This is a genomic window from Actinacidiphila sp. bgisy167 (genome assembly GCF_057707665.1).
This window is the reverse complement of record NZ_JBYIQP010000008.1, coordinates 24726-40676: the sequence shown is the minus strand read 5'-3', so window position 1 is coordinate 40676 and position 15951 is coordinate 24726. Positions and strand designations below refer to the sequence as shown.

13 protein-coding genes are annotated in these 15951 nt (G+C 70.7%); 9 read left to right on the top strand and 4 right to left on the bottom strand.

The window, feature by feature from the left end:
- The first annotated feature begins 145 nt into the window (after positions 1-145).
- From AC3ET4_RS05045 to AC3ET4_RS05035, 3 genes are read left to right on the top strand one after another with little or no spacing between them, the layout of a single operon-like run.
- On the top strand, positions 146-1045 hold the full coding sequence (locus tag AC3ET4_RS05045; RefSeq protein WP_431946314.1) for an alkaline phosphatase family protein: 900 nt from the start codon (positions 146-148) through the stop codon (positions 1043-1045).
- Between the two features lie 7 nt (positions 1046-1052).
- Positions 1053-2303 carry an MFS transporter gene (locus AC3ET4_RS05040; protein ID WP_431946312.1) on the top strand — a complete coding sequence of 417 codons (1251 nt, stop codon included), beginning with the start codon at positions 1053-1055 and terminating at the stop codon, positions 2301-2303.
- A 19-nt stretch (positions 2304-2322) separates the two neighbouring features.
- Positions 2323-3342, top strand: coding sequence for a TolB family protein (locus AC3ET4_RS05035; RefSeq protein ID WP_431946310.1), 1020 nt, complete (start codon positions 2323-2325; stop codon positions 3340-3342).
- A 109-nt stretch (positions 3343-3451) separates the two neighbouring features.
- On the opposite strand, the gene AC3ET4_RS05030 is transcribed toward AC3ET4_RS05035, so the two are convergent.
- Complete coding sequence (locus tag AC3ET4_RS05030; protein WP_431946308.1) at positions 3452-3874, bottom strand: TOBE domain-containing protein; 423 nt, start codon at positions 3872-3874, stop codon at positions 3452-3454.
- 103 nt (positions 3875-3977) lie between these two features.
- Positions 3978-4403: an ATP-binding protein gene (locus tag AC3ET4_RS05025; protein WP_431946306.1), complete on the bottom strand. Its 426-nt coding sequence runs from the start codon at positions 4401-4403 to the stop codon at positions 3978-3980.
- Positions 4404-4585: 182 nt separating this feature from the next.
- On the opposite strand from AC3ET4_RS05025, the gene AC3ET4_RS05020 reads away from it, so the two are divergent.
- The 4 genes from AC3ET4_RS05020 (at position 4586) to AC3ET4_RS05005 (ending at position 8732) form a co-directional block, all read left to right on the top strand.
- The gene (locus tag AC3ET4_RS05020; RefSeq protein WP_431946304.1) at positions 4586-5353 is read left to right on the top strand and encodes an IclR family transcriptional regulator; all 768 of its coding nucleotides are present in this window, start codon (positions 4586-4588) and stop codon (positions 5351-5353) included.
- Positions 5354-5518: 165 nt separating this feature from the next.
- On the top strand, positions 5519-7033 hold the full coding sequence (glpK, locus tag AC3ET4_RS05015; protein WP_431946302.1) for a glycerol kinase GlpK: 1515 nt from the start codon (positions 5519-5521) through the stop codon (positions 7031-7033).
- A 210-nt stretch (positions 7034-7243) separates the two neighbouring features.
- A complete protein-coding gene (locus AC3ET4_RS05010) occupies positions 7244-7675 on the top strand; it encodes an NfeD family protein (protein ID WP_431946300.1) in 432 nt (143 codons plus the stop codon).
- A gap of 4 nt (positions 7676-7679) precedes the next feature.
- Positions 7680-8732 (top strand): SPFH domain-containing protein, encoded by a 1053-nt coding sequence (locus AC3ET4_RS05005; RefSeq protein WP_431946298.1) that lies wholly within the window; start codon positions 7680-7682, stop codon positions 8730-8732.
- A 42-nt stretch (positions 8733-8774) separates the two neighbouring features.
- On the opposite strand, the gene AC3ET4_RS05000 is transcribed toward AC3ET4_RS05005, so the two are convergent.
- Positions 8775-9698 carry an RNA polymerase sigma-70 factor gene (locus tag AC3ET4_RS05000; protein ID WP_431946461.1) on the bottom strand — a complete coding sequence of 308 codons (924 nt, stop codon included), beginning with the start codon at positions 9696-9698 and terminating at the stop codon, positions 8775-8777.
- Positions 9699-9847: 149 nt separating this feature from the next.
- Positions 9848-10321 carry a carboxymuconolactone decarboxylase family protein gene (locus tag AC3ET4_RS04995; RefSeq protein WP_431946296.1) on the bottom strand — a complete coding sequence of 158 codons (474 nt, stop codon included), beginning with the start codon at positions 10319-10321 and terminating at the stop codon, positions 9848-9850.
- Positions 10322-10650: 329 nt separating this feature from the next.
- Here AC3ET4_RS04995 and AC3ET4_RS04990 point away from each other — a divergent pair, with 329 nt between their 5' ends.
- Both AC3ET4_RS04990 and AC3ET4_RS04985 read left to right on the top strand, forming a co-directional pair.
- A complete protein-coding gene (locus tag AC3ET4_RS04990) occupies positions 10651-11712 on the top strand; it encodes a hypothetical protein (RefSeq protein ID WP_431946294.1) in 1062 nt (353 codons plus the stop codon).
- Between the two features lie 362 nt (positions 11713-12074).
- Positions 12075-15863, top strand: a complete 3789-nt coding sequence (locus AC3ET4_RS04985; protein WP_431946292.1) for a hypothetical protein — start codon at positions 12075-12077, stop codon at positions 15861-15863.
- Positions 15864-15951 lie beyond the last annotated feature (88 nt).

Sequence of the window (15951 nt, the reverse complement as noted above, 5' to 3'; positions counted from 1 at the left end):
TTCTGCCCGCGCTCGCCCCCGCGAGCCGGAACGTTCGCACCGTTCCCCGGACCTTCACTTCCACGGCGCTTCGGACGTCCACGGCCCCTCCTAATCTGGCGCCGCACCACCCCCGTCCCCGTCCCCCGCTCCCCGGAGGTCCGCCGTGTCCGGCTGGTCCCTGCCCCGTCCCCGTCGCACCGTCACCGCTCTGGCGTCCGCCCTCGGCGTCGCCGCCGCCTCCCTCGGCCTGTGGGCCGGGCTCGGCGGGTCCGAGACCGCCCACGCGGCGGGCAGCGTGCCGAACCCCGACCACGTGGTCGTGGTGATGTTCGAGAACCACGCCTACAACCAGGTCATCGGCAGCTCCAGCGCCCCCTACATCAACAACACGCTGAAGGCCGGCGGCGCCAACCTGACGCAGTCGTACGGCATCACGCACCCGAGCCAGCCCAACTACCTGCAGATCTTCTCGGGCGGCAACCAGGGCGTCACCGACGACGGCTGCTACACCCCCGGCTTCAGCTCCAAGCCCAACCTCGCCTCCGAGCTGATCGCCGCGGGCAAGAGCTGGGCCAGCTACAACGAGACGCTGCCCAGTCAGGGTTCGACCACCTGCAGCAGCGGCACCTACGCCCGCAAGCACAACCCGTGGTTCGCGTTCAGCAACGTCCCGACGTCGACGGCGAAGACCTTCGCGCAGTTCCCGACGGACTTCACCACCCTGCCGAAGGTCTCCTTCGTGGTGCCCAACCTGTGCAGCGACATGCACGACTGCTCGGTCTCCACCGGTGACACCTGGCTGAAGAACAAGCTGGGCGCGTACGCGACCTGGGCGAAGACCCACAACAGCCTGCTCGTCGTCACCTTCGACGAGGACAACCGGCTGAGCGGCAACAAGATCCCGACCGTGCTGTACGGCCAGCCGGTCAAGGCCGGCTCGTCCTCCGCGACGACGTACAACCACTACAACATGCTCCGCACGCTGGAGGACCTGGCGGGTCTGAGCACGCACGCGGGCAACGCCGCCTCCGCCTCGGACATCACCGGCATCTGGGCGAGCTGAGGCCGACGTGTACGTCGCGGACAGCCGCGGCGGAACCGGCACCGGGGTCCGGGACGCGCCGCGTCCCGGACCGCGGGCCACCGCCGTCGCCCCCACCGTCCTCGTCCTGGGCGCCGTCAGCCTGATCACCGACGTCTCGTCGGAAATGGTCACGGCCGTGCTGCCCCTCTACCTGGTCGCCGGACTCGGTCTCTCCCCGCTCGGCTTCGGCCTGCTGGACGGCGTGTACAACGGCTTCAGCGCGCTCGTGCGGCTGGCCGGCGGCCACCTCGCCGATCGGGGCGGCGGCCGGCACAAGGCCGTCGCGGCCTTCGGCTACGGCCTGTCGGCACTGTGCAAGCCCGCGCTGCTCCTGGCCCACGGCCTCCCGCTGATCGGTGCCGTCCTCGCGGCCGACCGCACCGGCAAGGGGCTGCGCACCGCGCCGCGGGACGCGCTGATCTCCCTGGCCTCCACGCCCGAGGCGCGCGGCCGGGCCTTCGGCGTGCACCGCGCCATGGACACCGCCGGGGCGCTGCTGGGACCGCTGGTGGCCTTCCTCATCCTGCGGCAGGCCGCCGAGGGGTACGACGCCGTCTTCACGGTGAGCTTCTGCGTCGCCGCCGTGGGCGTGCTGGTGCTGCTGCTCTTCGTGCCGGGCCGCCGCCGCGGGGTTCCCACCCCGGCCGCCGCCGGCTCCCCGGCGCCGTCCCTGCGGGCGTCCCTGGCGTTGCTGCGCCGCCGGGACGTGCGGCGGCTGACGGTCTGCGCGACGCTGCTGGGCCTGTCGACGGTCAGCGACTCCTTCGTCTACCTGCTGCTCCAGCACCGCCTGGGAGTCCCCGACCGCTGGTTCGCGCTGCTGCCACTGGGCACCGCGGCGGCCTTCCTGCTGCTCGCCGTGCCACTGGGGCGGCTGGCCGACCGGGTGGGGCGCTGGCGGATGTTCCTGACCGGGCACGTCGCGCTGCTCGCCGCGTACGGACTGCTGCTCGCGCACGGCCCGGCGTACGCCGTCCTGCTGCTGCACGGCGCCTTCTACGCCGCCACGGACGGGGTGCTGATGGCCGCCGCCTCCACCGCCGTACCCGACGAACTGCGCGGCGCCGGGCTCGCCCTCGTCCAAACCGGGCAGGCCACGGCCCGCTTCGCCGCCTCCCTGGCCTTCGGCGCCGCCTGGACCGCGTGGGGCGACGTCACGGCCCTGACCACCGCCGCGCTGGCGCTGACGGCGTGCGCGGTCTGCGCCTGGTGCCTGCGTCCGGCGCAGAGCAAGTGACCCCCGAGGAAAGGCCCCCATGAACACCCGCAGCCGTCTGTTCCTGCTGCTCGCCGCCGTGGCGGCGCTGGCCGCCGTCGCCGCCGTGTCCGTGCTGCGCGCCTCCGACCGCGCGGCGGAGAAGGACCGCCCGCAGGCCGGCGGCCCCGCGGTCACCGCCGGAACGGTGACCTTGGCGCCGGACGCGCCACGCCTGGTGTTCCGCAACATGGCGTGGGGGCCGCACCGGGACGAGCTCGCCACCGTCCCGGCCGACAGCCCCGGGGCCGTGCGCACCGCCTCGAAGGTCGCGTGCCTGCGCTTCTACGCGGCCGCGGGCACCGGCATCTGCCTGCAGTCGGTCAAGGGCGCCGTCCAGGACGGCTACCGCGCCGTCGTGCTCGACGCCCGGCTGCGCGAGCTGCGCCGCTTCCCCCTCGCCGGCATCCCGACCCGGGCCCGGGTCTCGCCCAGCGGACGGATGGTCGCCTGGACGGTGTTCGTCGGCGGCGACTCCTACGCGGGCACCGACTTCTCCACCCGCACCTCCGTCCTGGACACCCGTACCTGGACGCTCGTGAAGAACCTCGAGGACTTCCGGATCACCAGGGACGGCAGGTCCTACCGCGCCGCCGACGTGAACTTCTGGGGCGTCACCTTCGCCGACGACGCCCACTTCTACGCAACCCTCGGCACCGGAGGCCGCACCTATCTCGTCCGCGGCGACCTCGCGGCCCGCTCCGTGCGGACGCTCCGCGACAACGTCGAGTGCCCCTCGCTCTCGCCCGACGGCACCCGGCTCGTCTTCAAGAAGCGCGTCCCCGGCCTCTCCCCCGACGCGCCGTGGCGGCTGTACGTCCTGGATCTGGCCACCCTGCGCGAGACCCCGGTCGCCGAGCGGCGCAGCGTCGACGACCAGGTCGTCTGGCGCGACGACCGCACGCTCGTCTACGCCCTCGCCGGGGACTTCGGCGCGGACCTGTGGACGGTGCCCGCCGACGGCACGGGCCGGGCCCGCCGCATGATGACGGCGGCCCTGGCCCCCGCCTACCTCGGGTAGGGCCCGCGTTCCCCGGCGCTGCTCGGCGGGCGGGGCCGCGTCCGGCGCACCACCCGGCGGGCGGAAAGCCGTCAGGTCGCCGGGTCCTCCGGTCGCCGGGGCTCCGATGTCAGGTCGCCAGCGACACGTCGGTGGCCTTGACCAGCGCGACGACCTGGTCGCCCTCCGCGACGCCCAGCTCGTCGAAGGCCTCCCGGGTGATCACCGCGGTCAGCTCACGACTGCCCCCGAAGGCGATCCGCACGGTCGCCATGGCCTCGCCCCGCGTCACGGCGGTGACGGTGCCGGGGATCCGGTTGCGGATGCTGATGCCCTGCACGGGTGCCGTCGCCAGGGCGACCTCCGTCGCCTTGATCAGCACGGTCACTCCGCCGCCCGGGATGATGCCGAGTTCACGCACGGCCTCCGCCGTCACGGCCGCCGTGAAGTCCGGCCCGCCGCCGTCGAGGCGGACGGTGACCACGGCCATCACCTCGCCCGGGACCACCGAGGCGACCTTGCCCTCGATCTGGTTGCGCATGCTCAGTGCCATGAGCGGCACCGTAAGCCCGCTCCCGGCCCGCCGCGCGCAGACCCGCCGCCCGCCCCGGGCCCGGGCGGCGGTCCAGCCCACCGACGGCGGCCGGAGAGGTCGATCAGGCGGTGACCAGGTCCGCCCAGTGGGTGAAGCCCGCGCGGTCGGTACGGACCCCGTGCCGGATCGACAGGGCGCTGACGATGCCGAGCCCGCGCCCGTGCTCGTCGGGGTCGGTGGACCCTCCGGGAGGGTCGGTCCGGACTGCCGGGCCGCCGTCGGTCACCTCGACGCGCAGGGCGCTGCGCCCGTCGACGTCCGTCCAGCGGATACGCAACCCGGCGGGGCCCTCGGCGTGCACGACCGCGTTCGTGGTCAGCTCCGAGATCACCAGCAGCACGTCCTCCACGACCTCCGGACGCAGGTCCCACTCCGCCAGCACGGCGCGTACCCGCCGGCGCACGACGGACAGGGCGCCGGGCCTGTACGACAGCGCGCAGGCGTGCACGTCCGCACGCTGCGACATCGTCTCGGGCTCCGACGCCATGGTGTCCTCCTCCCGGGGAGTCCTGCCGGGCGGACTCCCGGGCCTGACCGACAAGCCTCCGAGACGGGGGCCGCACCGGTCAATGAATCGGGGTCGGCATTATCGAACGCTGCCCTTATACGTCGAACGACCTGCGCAAACGTGCTGATGCCGCTCGGGATTGCCGGGGATAGCATCGACGTATGGCCGGTCCGCTCCAGTCCATCGAAAGGGCGGCGGCGATCCTCAGGCTGCTGGCCGGCGGACCCCGCCGCCTCGGGCTGGGCGAAGTGGCCGGCTCCCTCGGGCTGGCGAAGGGCACGGCGCACGGCATCCTGCGCACCCTCCAGCACGTGGACTTCGTCGAGCAGGACCCGGCGACGGGCAAGTACCAGCTCGGTGCGGCCCTGCTGCACCTGGGCACCAGCTACCTGGACGTCAACGAACTGCGGTCGAGGTCGATCAACTGGGCCGACGCGCTCGCCGCGCGCAGCGGCGAGGCGGTGCGCCTCGGCACCCCGCTCGAAGGCCAGGTGCTCGTCGTCCACCACGTCTTCCGGCCCGACGACAGCCTGCAGACTCTCGACGTCGGCACCCTGCTGCCGCTGCACGCCTCCTCACTCGGCAAGATCCTGCTGGCCTACGGGGCGGCGTCGGTGGAGGTGCTGCTGAAGGAGGAACCGCAGGCGTACACCCGGCACACCCTGGTGGCGCAGGAGGATCTGACCCGGGCGCTCGCCGAGGTCCGCGAGCAGGGCTGGGCGGCGGAGGTGCAGGAGATGTCGATGGGCGAGGCCGGGGTCGCGGCGCCGATCCGCGGCTCGGGCGGGCTCGTCGTCGGGGCGATCGGCCTGTCGGGCCCGGTCGAGCGGATCTGCGACACCAAGAGCCGCCCCCACGCGTCCCTGGTCACGTTGCTCCGCGAGGCCGCGCGGGCGATCTCCAGAGACCTCGGCGCGGCCCGCTGGTGAGGCCCGTGCCGTGCGGCGGACACCCCGCTACGGACGTGCCGGCACAGCGAAGGGGCACGGCGACTGCGACGAGAGCACGAGGAGGCAGCCGGGAGAGCACCGAAACGATCAGGCGGCGGCGGCATCGGAACGCATCGGAGAGAACGCATCGGAGAGGCCCCGACCATGGTTGAACGGTTTGTGTTGTCCATCGACCAGGGCACCACCTCCACCCGATGCATCCTCTTCGACCACCGGGGCCGCCTGGTGTCGGTGGCGCAGCGGGAGCACCAGCAGCACTTCCCCCGGCCCGGCTGGGTGGAGCACGACGCCCTGGAGATCTGGCGCAACCTCGAGCGCATCGTGCCGCAGGCGCTGTCCTCCGCCGAGATCGCGGCGGACGAGGTCGCCGCCATGGGCATCGCCAACCAGCGGGAGACGACCGTGCTGTGGGACCCGAGCACGGGAGTACCGCTGGGCCGGGCCGTCGTCTGGCAGGACACCCGTACCGCACCGCTCGTCGAACGGCTGCGCCGGGACCCCGGCGACGACTTCTTCCTGGAGCGCTGCTGCCTGCCGCCCTCCACCTACTTCTCCGCGCCGCGGATCCGGTGGCTCTTCGACGAGACGCCCGAGCTCGAACAGCGCGCCCGCGACGGGCGGCTGCTCTTCGGGACGATGGAGACCTGGCTGATCTGGAACCTGACGGGCGGGGTCGACGGCGGTCTGCACATCACCGACGCCACCAACGCCAGCCGCACCATGCTGATGAACATCCACTCGCTGACCTGGGACCAGGACCTGCTGGACTTCTTCGGCGTCCCCCGTGCGATGCTCCCGGAGATCCACGCCTCCGCCGAGAACTACGGCGCGGCCCGCACCGTGCTGCCGGGCGTCCGCATCACCGCCGCGCTCGGCGACCAGCAGGCGGCCCTCTTCGGCCAGACCTGCTTTTCCCCGGGCGAGGCGAAATGCACCTACGGGACCGGCAGCTTCCTGCTGCTCAACACCGGCACGGAGGTGGTCAGGTCGCGGCACGGGCTGCTCTCCACGGTCGCGTACAAGATCGACGACCAGCCCGCGGTCTACGCCCTGGAGGGGTCGATCGCCGTCACCGGGTCGCTGGTGCAGTGGTTCCGCGACCGCCTCGGCCTGATCAGCAGCGCCCCGGAGATCGAGACCCTCGCGCGCACCGTCGAGGACAACGGCGGCTGCTACATCGTGCCCGCCTTCTCCGGTCTCTTCGCCCCGCACTGGCGCAGCGACGCCCGCGGCGTCATCGTCGGACTCACCTCGTACATCACCAAGGGGCACCTGGCCCGGGCCGTACTGGAGGCCACCGGCTGGCAGACCCGCGAGGTCGTCGACGCCATGAACGCCGACTCCCCGCTCCCGCTCAAGGAGCTCAAGGTCGACGGCGGCATGACGGCGGACAACCTGCTCATGCAGTTCATCGCCGACGTCCTCGACGTGCCGGTGGTCCGCCCCATGGTCGCCGAGACGGTGTCCCTGGGCGCCGCCTACGCCGCCGGCCTCGCCTCCGGCTACTGGCCGGACCTGAGGGTGCTGCGGAACAACTGGCACCGGGCCGCCCAGTGGCTGCCCGACATGGACCCCGCGCGCCGGGAGGCCGAGTACGCGAACTGGCGTCGCGCCGTGGACCGCTCCCTCGGCTGGATCAGACAGCCCGGGGCGCCATGACCCCGGGGCGGGCCGCTGAGCACAGCCCGGCCGGCCACCCGTCCCCGGGGGTCCGGTAGGCGGCGCCGCGGACGGTCCTGGCCTCGCGGCCGGGGACCACGCAGCGGTGCGGGCCCCGGACTCGGTGCGAGGCGCGGCGACCGGGGTAGGAGCCCAGTGAAGTGGAGATACCGGCCCTGCATGCCCGCACCGGTCAAAAGGGGCACGCTCATGGATCCATGGCTGATCTGGTTGTTCCTCGCGGCGGCGCTGGCCGTCGCGGAGATCCTCACCCTGACCGCGGCGCTCGGGATGCTCAGTGCGGCCGCACTGTTCACCGCCGGGGCCGCCGCGGTCGGACTGCCGCTGCCGTTCCAGTTCGTCGTGTTCGCCGTCGTCGCCACGGTCAGCGTGGTGTTCGTGCGCCCGGTCGCGGTGCGGCATCTGCAACGCCCCCCAAGGGAGCGCTTCGGCGTTGAGGCACTGGTCGGCAGGGCCGCCTATGTCGTGTCGGAGGTGACGGGCGTCGGCGGCAGGGTGCGCATCGACGGCGAGGAGTGGACGGCCCGTGCCTACGACGCATCGCTGGTGATACCGCCCGGGGCGGCCGTGGACGTCATCGAGATCAGCGGTGCCACCGCACTCGTCTACCCCAGGGACTGAGACCATGGAGACTCCCGCGTTTCTGATCGCCGGCCTGATCATCGCGTTGTTCGCGGTCTTCACCGTGGTGCGGGCGGTGCGCATCGTGCCCCAGGCGCGGGCCCGCAACGTGGAGCGCCTCGGCCGTTACCACCGGACCCTGAAGCCGGGCCTCAACCTCGTCATTCCGTACATCGACCGAGTCCATCCGGTGATCGACCTGCGCGAGCAGGTCGTGTCCTTCAAACCCCAGCCGGTCATCACCGAGGACAACCTCGTCGTCGAGATCGACACCGTCCTGTACTTCCAGGTCACCGACCCGCGAGCCGCCTTCTACGAGATCGCGAACTTCCTCCAGGCGGTCGAGCAGCTCACCGTCACCACCCTGCGGAACGTCGTGGGTTCCATGGACCTGGAGAAGACCCTCACGTCACGGGACACCATCAACAGCCAGTTGCGCGGGGTGCTGGACGAGGCCACCGGAAAGTGGGGGCTGCGGGTCAACCGGGTGGAGATCAAGGCCATCGACCCTCCGCAGTCCATCAAGGACGCGATGCAGAAGCAGATGCGAGCGGAGCGGGACAAGCGGGCCGCGATCCTGGGCGCCGAGGGGCAGCGCCAGTCGCAGATCCTCACCGCGGAAGGCGACAAGCAGGCCGCCGTCCTACGTGCGGAGGGCGACCGCACGGCCGCGATCCTCCAGGCCGAGGGACAGTCCCGGGCCATCGACGAGGTGTTCCAGGCCGTGCACCGCAACGACCCCGACCCCAAGCTGCTCGCCTGGCAGTACCTGCAGACCCTGCCCCAACTCGCCCAGGGCTCGGGCAGCACCTTCTGGATGATCCCCAGCGAGGTCACCTCCGCGCTGCAGGGCGTGTCCCGCGCCTTCAGCGAGGCGCTGCCCCCGTCGCCGGCCACCCGCGAGAAGCCCTCGGACGACATGGCTGCCCAGGCCGCCAGCGACACGGCCCAGGCGGCGGAGGCCGCCGCCGCGGCCCTCGCCGACGCCGCGAGGGCGGAGACGTCAGCGACGCCGACCGGTCGCCCCGTCCCCCGGACCGATGGCGTCACCCCGTGAGCACCCACGCCGACCGCCGGCGCCCCTGGGGCGCCGGCGAGGTCACCTCATCCGCCCGCGCGCCCGCCTCACCTCGCGGTCGACGGCCCAGACGTCGGCGACAGGACCGAGGTGGCCGAGCTTGTCGGGATTGATCACCGAGCGGATGGTCTGGATCTGCCCGTCGAGCACCTCGAGGGCCACGGTGTGGAGCACCTTGCCGTCCCGGTCCCGGAAGATCGCGCCGGGCTGCCCGTTGATCTCGTGCCGCTCGAACGTCACGTCGACCTGGGCCATCGCGGGGAAGACGGAGGCGAGCAGCCTGGCCACGTTCTCGGGGCCGCTGACGGTGTTGGCGAGCTGCGGGGCATTGCCGCCGCCGTCCCCGACCAACTGGACGTCGGCGGCCAGCAGATCCCGCAGCCCGCCCATGTCACCGTCCTTCAGCGCGTCGAAGAACCGCGTCGCCATCTCCTGCCGCTCCTGACGGTCCGCCGCGAACCGTGGCCGCCCGGCCTGCATGTGCCGTCGTGCCCGTACCAGCAGCTGCCGGCACGCCGACTCCGAACGCCCCACCGCCGCGGCGACCTCGTCGAACCCGAAGCCGAACACCTCGCGCAGCACGAACACCGACCGCTCCAACGGGCTGAGCCGCTCCAGGAGCAGCAGGGCCGCCATCGACACCGAGTCGGCCAGCTCCGCCGCACGCGCCGGATCCTGATACGGATCGCTGAGCAGCGGCTCGGGGAACCACGGGCCCACGTACTCCTCCCGCCTCACCCGCGCGGAGCGCAGCACGTCGATCGAGAACCGCGTCACCGTGGCCGACAGAAACGCCTTGACCGACGCGACCCGGGTCGCCGAGGCGTCGAAGCGCAGCCACGTCTCCTGGACCGCGTCCTCGGCCTCCGCCACGCTGCCCAGAATCCGGTAGGCGATCGAGAACAGCAGCGGGCGCAGCTCCTCGAACTCCTCGACCTTGTCCACGGCGAATCCCCTCCCCTTGTGCCTTCGCACCCGGCCGCGCCCACCGGTGTTGATCTCGTCCGTGACCACCCGGACCACCGGTGGTCACGCTAACGCCGCCGGCCGGGGCCCGGAACCCGCAGCCGGACCCCGGGCCCGGTCGCCGCCGTTCAGTGGAACCGGCCGGGCTCATAGGAGCCGGCGGGCTGCTGCGCGATGATGTTCAGCCGGTTCACCGCGTTCAACATGGAGACCAGGACCACCAGGGTGGCCAGTTGCTCCTCGTCGTAGTGCCGGGCGGCGCGCGCCCACACCTCGTCACTGACGCCCGTGGCCGCATCCGCGACCCGGGTCCCCTCCTCCGCCAGTTCCAGCGCGGCGCGTTCGGCCTCGGTGAAGACCGTGGCCTCCCTCCACGCCGCGACCAGGTTCAGCCGCACCGGGGTCTCGCCGGCAGCAGCGGCCTCCTTGGCGTGCATGTCGATGCAGACGGCGCAGCCGTTGATCTGGCTCACGCGCAGCGCCACCAGCTCCTGTGTCGCGGCCGGCAGCGGCGAGTCCTTGAGGGCCCTGCCCGCCGACATGAAGTGCTTCAGGACCTTGCCGGCGGTCGGGCTGGCGAAGTAGTCCAGTCGCGCGTCCATGATGTGCTCCTCTGCGGTCGTCCGTGGTGACACCCCCTGGGACGAGATGGCCCGACGCCCTGTGACACGGATGGATGTGACCCGCGTCACCCCGCCGCCGAGCCGGACGGACCGAGCCGTCAGCGGCCTTCCGTCGACGCTTCCCGATGCACCCGGCCGCGAGCAGGGTGCATTAATTTGCTTGCACAAGCAATTAATGTACGCTGAACCGGCACACCCACGGCGTTACGGGTCGATCCACGCGAAACGCAAGCCGACCGGCCACTTACATCGGTGTGCGCACAAGATCACCCTTGAGACGCGGAGAAAAAGTGTTCAGAAGGTCGAAAATGTCCAAGCTGGCGGCCCCGGCTCTCCTGGCTGCCGCTGCCGCGGTCGTCGTCACGGCGGGACCGGCTTTCGCCGACCTGCCTGGTGCGGGCGACGGATGGCACCCGACGACGTACTCGGGCGGCCAGATCCAGAGCAGCAGCACCGAGGGGGAAGCGCGTGACAGCCGCAGCAACATCCTGCACGCGTGGCGCGGCGCCGACAACGACAACATCTGGATCTCGCTGAACAACGGACCCGCCTACCCGTTGCCGGCGACGGCCGGGTCGACCGATCACGCACAGACGCTCGCCGCCCCGATGGTGATCTGGACCGACGACGGCGGCCGTGGCAACTTCCGGATCTTCCACACCGGCAAGGACGGCCACATATACCAGCACCGCATCCAGCTCACCACGTCCTACCAGCTGCCGGGGACCCTGCCCAACGCGACGCAGGTCCCCAACAACGCCCGCACCAACACCAACCAGCCCGTGGCGGCCGCCGCACTTCCCGGCAACTCCTTCATGCTCGCCTGGAACAGCCAGAGCGACGACAGCATCTGGACGATGTACTACGACGCCGCCACCACGAAGTTCGACACCGCCCAGCAGGTCCCGAACGCCCGGAGCCAGGACGCGCCGTCCCTGGCCGCGCAGGTGAACGACGGTGACGACCCCGCCCCCTGGAACCAGGTGGTCCTCGCCTTCGAGGGCACCGACTTCAACATCTACATGGCGCGGCAGCAGTACGGCACCCCCAACTGGACGAACCCGAAGAAGGTCGGGCCGTACACGACGTACGCCCCCTCTGTCGCCCTCACCGACAACGGCTATGGCGTGATCACCTTCCGCGACTTCGACGGAACCGTCGGCAACTACGAGATCAACCGGCACGGGGACGTCGTGGCCAGCTTCAAGGACGCGAGCTACGGCTGGACCAACACCTCCCCGCTGGCCGTGAGCAGCGGTCCCCTCGTCTACAACGTCCTCACCGGCGCGGGCGGCGGCACGAGCGGAGTGGTGTGGAAGCAGGCCGCCGACTTCCGCGGCCAGCCCACGCCTCCCGCCCCGCAGTGGTGACACCGGGCGCCCTCCCGGAGCAGCAGGTCCGCACGGTCCGATAGAGGGACCTCGTCCCGGTCCCGACCGTACGTGTACGGGCCGCACATGAGAAGGCGGTCCCGGCACAGCGGTCGGCGTGCCGACGCGGCCCCCGCGTCCACCCGGCCCCGTGCCGACTCGGCGCGCCCTGCTGCTCCACGCATCCTCCGGTCCTGACACCCAGCCCTGACCTGGGTGTCAGGACCGGTCCCGTACACGGGCGCACCCGTGCCGTCGACGGCGCGGGGAGACGGGGCGGCGCCGAACCAGCCGCACGGGGGCGGCCCTGACCGGCCTCGTCCCTCCACGCATGCCACACGATGACGCAGAAGAGAACTCCCATGAGACGTTTCCCACCCTTGGCCGGTCTGCTGTCCGGCCTCCTCCTTCTCGCCGCAGTGCCGGCGTTCACCTCCGGCGCGGCAGCGGCCGTGCCGGCGAAAGCCGCCGCGGCGACGGCCGGTCCGGGAGCCGACGGACCGGATCTCAGCAACGCCAACCGCATCGCCTCGCCCCCCGACCTGCCGAACTGGTCGCGCGTGGGATACCGGAACGGCGCGCCGCTGCCCGGCGACGACGAGGTGAACGGTGATGCCTCCTGCCGTATCACTCCGGAGAAACTGTCCTCCACGTACGGTGTGACCGCCGACGACGGCGTCGACGACACCGCCGGGCTGCAGAAGGCGATCGACGACATCAAGAGCGCGTGCTCGCCGTCGGCCAGCTACGAGCGGCTCTCGCTCATCTCGTTGCCGGCGGGGCGCATCGATGTGTCCCGTCAGATCTACGTCGACGCCAGCTTCCTGATCGTGCGCGGGCAGGGTTCCGGCGACGGCGGCACGAAGCTGGTGTTCCGGCCCGACGTCGACACCCGCTACGACACCCTGGTCAACGGCCGCTGGGACCAGGACAGCATGAAGGCCGGCAGCGGCAGCGACGTCGGCACCGGCGGCTGGATGTGGCCGGGGCGCGGCATGTTCCGGGTGCAGACCCGGGACATCGCCGACCGCTACAAGGACGACTGGGCGGCGGCCCCGGCCAACCGCAAGGACATCTTCGAAGGCTCGGTCAACCAGCACTGGGCCTCCGGCATCAAGCTCGCCGCCAAGACCGGGGACCCCGGGTACTCCGCCCGTCGCGGAAGCACGACCGTCCAGCTCATCTCGACTGCCACCATGTCGAAGTTCACGCCCGGCGGCTACGTCTGGGTGGGCGCCGCCAACAGCGTCAAGTTCTACGAGCAGCAGGGCGTCACCGACAAGAGCGTGATGGACGACCTCCACATGCGCCAGCAGATGTTCCGGGTCACCAGCGTCGACGCCGATGCGAAGACGATCAGACTGGACCGCCCGCTGGAGTGGGACCTGCCGGTCGACTCCACCTCTGACGGCTCCGAAGCGCTGGGCGACAAGCCGTACGCCAGCAAGGTCACCCCCCTGAAGATCGTGGAAGGCGTCGGGTTCGAGAACTTCGCCTTCACCCAGGACATGAACGGCCTGCCCAAGCTGGGCGGCGGCACCTACCAGCTGACCCCCGACCAGGCCGTCCACAACTACGGCAACGTGGCTCCCGAGTACGCGATGCACGGCATCGTGTACAAGTGGGCCGCCAACAGCTGGGCGCGCGGGCTCAAGGCCACCATGACCGGCTCGCACCCCATCGTCACGGAGAACGCCCTCAACCTCCAGATCGAGCGCAACAGCTTCGACGGGGCGTGGAACAAGGGCAAGGGCGGCAACGGCTATCTGCGCGGCAGCCGCGTGTGGAACTCGCTGTGGGCCTACAACCTCAGCCGCAACCTGCGCCACTTCACCTTCCAGTGGTCGGCCAGCGGCAACGTCGCCTTCCGCAACGACACCGACTCCGACCTGAACCTGCACGGCGGCTGGGAACACGACAACCTGTTCGAGCAGAACACCGTCAGGGTCCCCTACGAGCACCGCTCCGCCAGCTGTGAGACGAACTGCGGCGGTGAAGGCGGCGAGATCGACGAGGGGACCTGGTACCCCATCTGGTGGGCGGCCGGCCCCAAGGCGGTCAAGTGGTCCGGCTCCTCCGGCCCGCAGAACGTCTTCTACAACAACACGCTGATCAAGCAGACCACCCCTGGCGGGTCTTTCGAGCCGTACGGGCCGTACTCGAACGGCAGCAGCGGCTCCGAGTCGGGAACCGTCTACGAATTCGGTTCGAACGACGACGACCCGGAGAGGTTCCAACCGCTGAGCCAGGGCGGCCAGGGAATCCCGGACTGGACCGGCCGCGAAACCCTGGACTACATAGGCCGCGGAATCGCGACCACCGACGTGGGCAGTCAGCAGTCGCTCTTCCTGCGCGACACCGGTGGTGAACTCGACCCCCGCACGCTCAACGAGCGCAATGTGATCAACTGGAACATGCAGGGCGCGACCTATGTGAACCCTGACACCGGGGAACGCCACAACAACTATGAGGACGTGCGCGACTGGCTGGCCACAGGCGACGCTTCCATCGTGCTCCTGCAGGAAGCCGGCAACCCGGACGCGGGGAGCAGCAGGCCGTTCCTGAGGTTCCAGAGAGAGATCGCGCAGCACGTCTACCAACGTGAGGACGGTTCATATCCGGCGATCCGGGAGTACTGGGTCGACAGTGCCAACAGTGTCGGCTGGCTGTACTGGCTGCATACGGACCGCACCGATCCCGCCGGCCGGGTGAACGTGGCCATCGCCAGCCGCACACGCGTGGCTCCGGACGACCTGCATGTCACCGAGCCGGGCGAATGGGATCCGGTGCTGGAGGAAGGCTATTCCCGGCCGGCGCTCGGTGTCACCGTCGACGGTGCCGCCTACTTCACGGTGCACGCGCGGGCGGACAACCAAGGCCAGGACGCCCCTGCCCTGCTGGACCAGATCCGGGCCAGAATGGCGACCCGGGGTCCGAACGGTGGGCCTCGGCCCTGGCTGGCCGCGGGCGACTGGAACCGCGACCCGTACGACCTCAATCCGGCGATCACGCCGCCTCCCGGCACTCCGGTGAACTACCGGATCTATCGCGTGGGCAATACGCACCCCGCTTACGGGCACGGCGCGGATCCCTTGACGAGTGCCCTCGACTACCCGGTCGTCGGGAGCTTCCCCAACAGACTCTGGATCGGCGAGCGTCGGTTGTTCGACGATGTGACCACGTCGGATCACGTTCCCGTCTGGTTCCGTGTCACCAACCTGCCGCAGCAGGTCACACCGCCGCCGCTGCCGGGCATGCCGCAAGTCGTCGTCCCGCAGACCAACGTTCAGGTGCGAAGTGTCCACACGATCAACGTGGCCGGCCTTCCCCTTCCCGGCAGCAATGTGATCGGCGACGTGCCGTTCAACTACGACAATCCGGAACTGAATCTGAAGTTCGACCTCAGGAAATCCTCGGACTACCCCGGCTACTACAACCTGCTTGCCAAGGACCCCAAGTACTACAACTACTACCTCGGGCAGGAGGGCGGGCGCCGCGACGCGAAGCTGGTGCTGTGGAAGGAACCGGAGCTTGATCAGCTGTGGAAACCGACCTACGAGGGCGACGGCACCTGGACCCTGGAGAACTACAAGACCAAGCAGTACCTCACGGCCCCGCAGAGCGGTGGCCAGCTCTTCGCCCAGGACGAGGACCCCGAATCGCCCACCCAGCGCTGGTTCCTGCAGGACGCCAAGGAGGCGGCCTCCGTCAACGAGGTCGTTCTGGGCGACAAGTCCGGGCCGTCCGGTCAGGCGCTCTCGGTCGACGACCTGGAGGAGGAGCCCCTCCCGCTGTTCCTGAACCCGGACACCGACGACTCCAACCAGCGGTTCGTCACGATCCCCACCCCGGAGGGCTTCGTCTACCTGGTCTGGCACGGGAAGTACGTCACATCCACGGTTTCCTATGAGGAACCTCGGGACGGCGCGAACATCGCGACAGGCCCGTTCCGTGCGAACGATCGCGGTGCGCAGTGGTTCGAAGAGCGCGACAGCAACGGTGGAGAACTGCTGAGCAACCAGACGGGCCCCGACGCCGACGACCGCGCCTACCTCGTACCCAATGCGAATCACACCGAGGTGTCCCTCAGGTCGGTCCTGGCCGGCCTCCTCGGGGACCGCTGGTACATCCACCCGAAGGGCAAGCCGTGACGTGACCGGGTGGCGCCGAACGTGCGGGGGACGGACACGCCGGCCCCGTCGACGGACTCGGCGCCGGACGGCCCGGAACACATGAGAC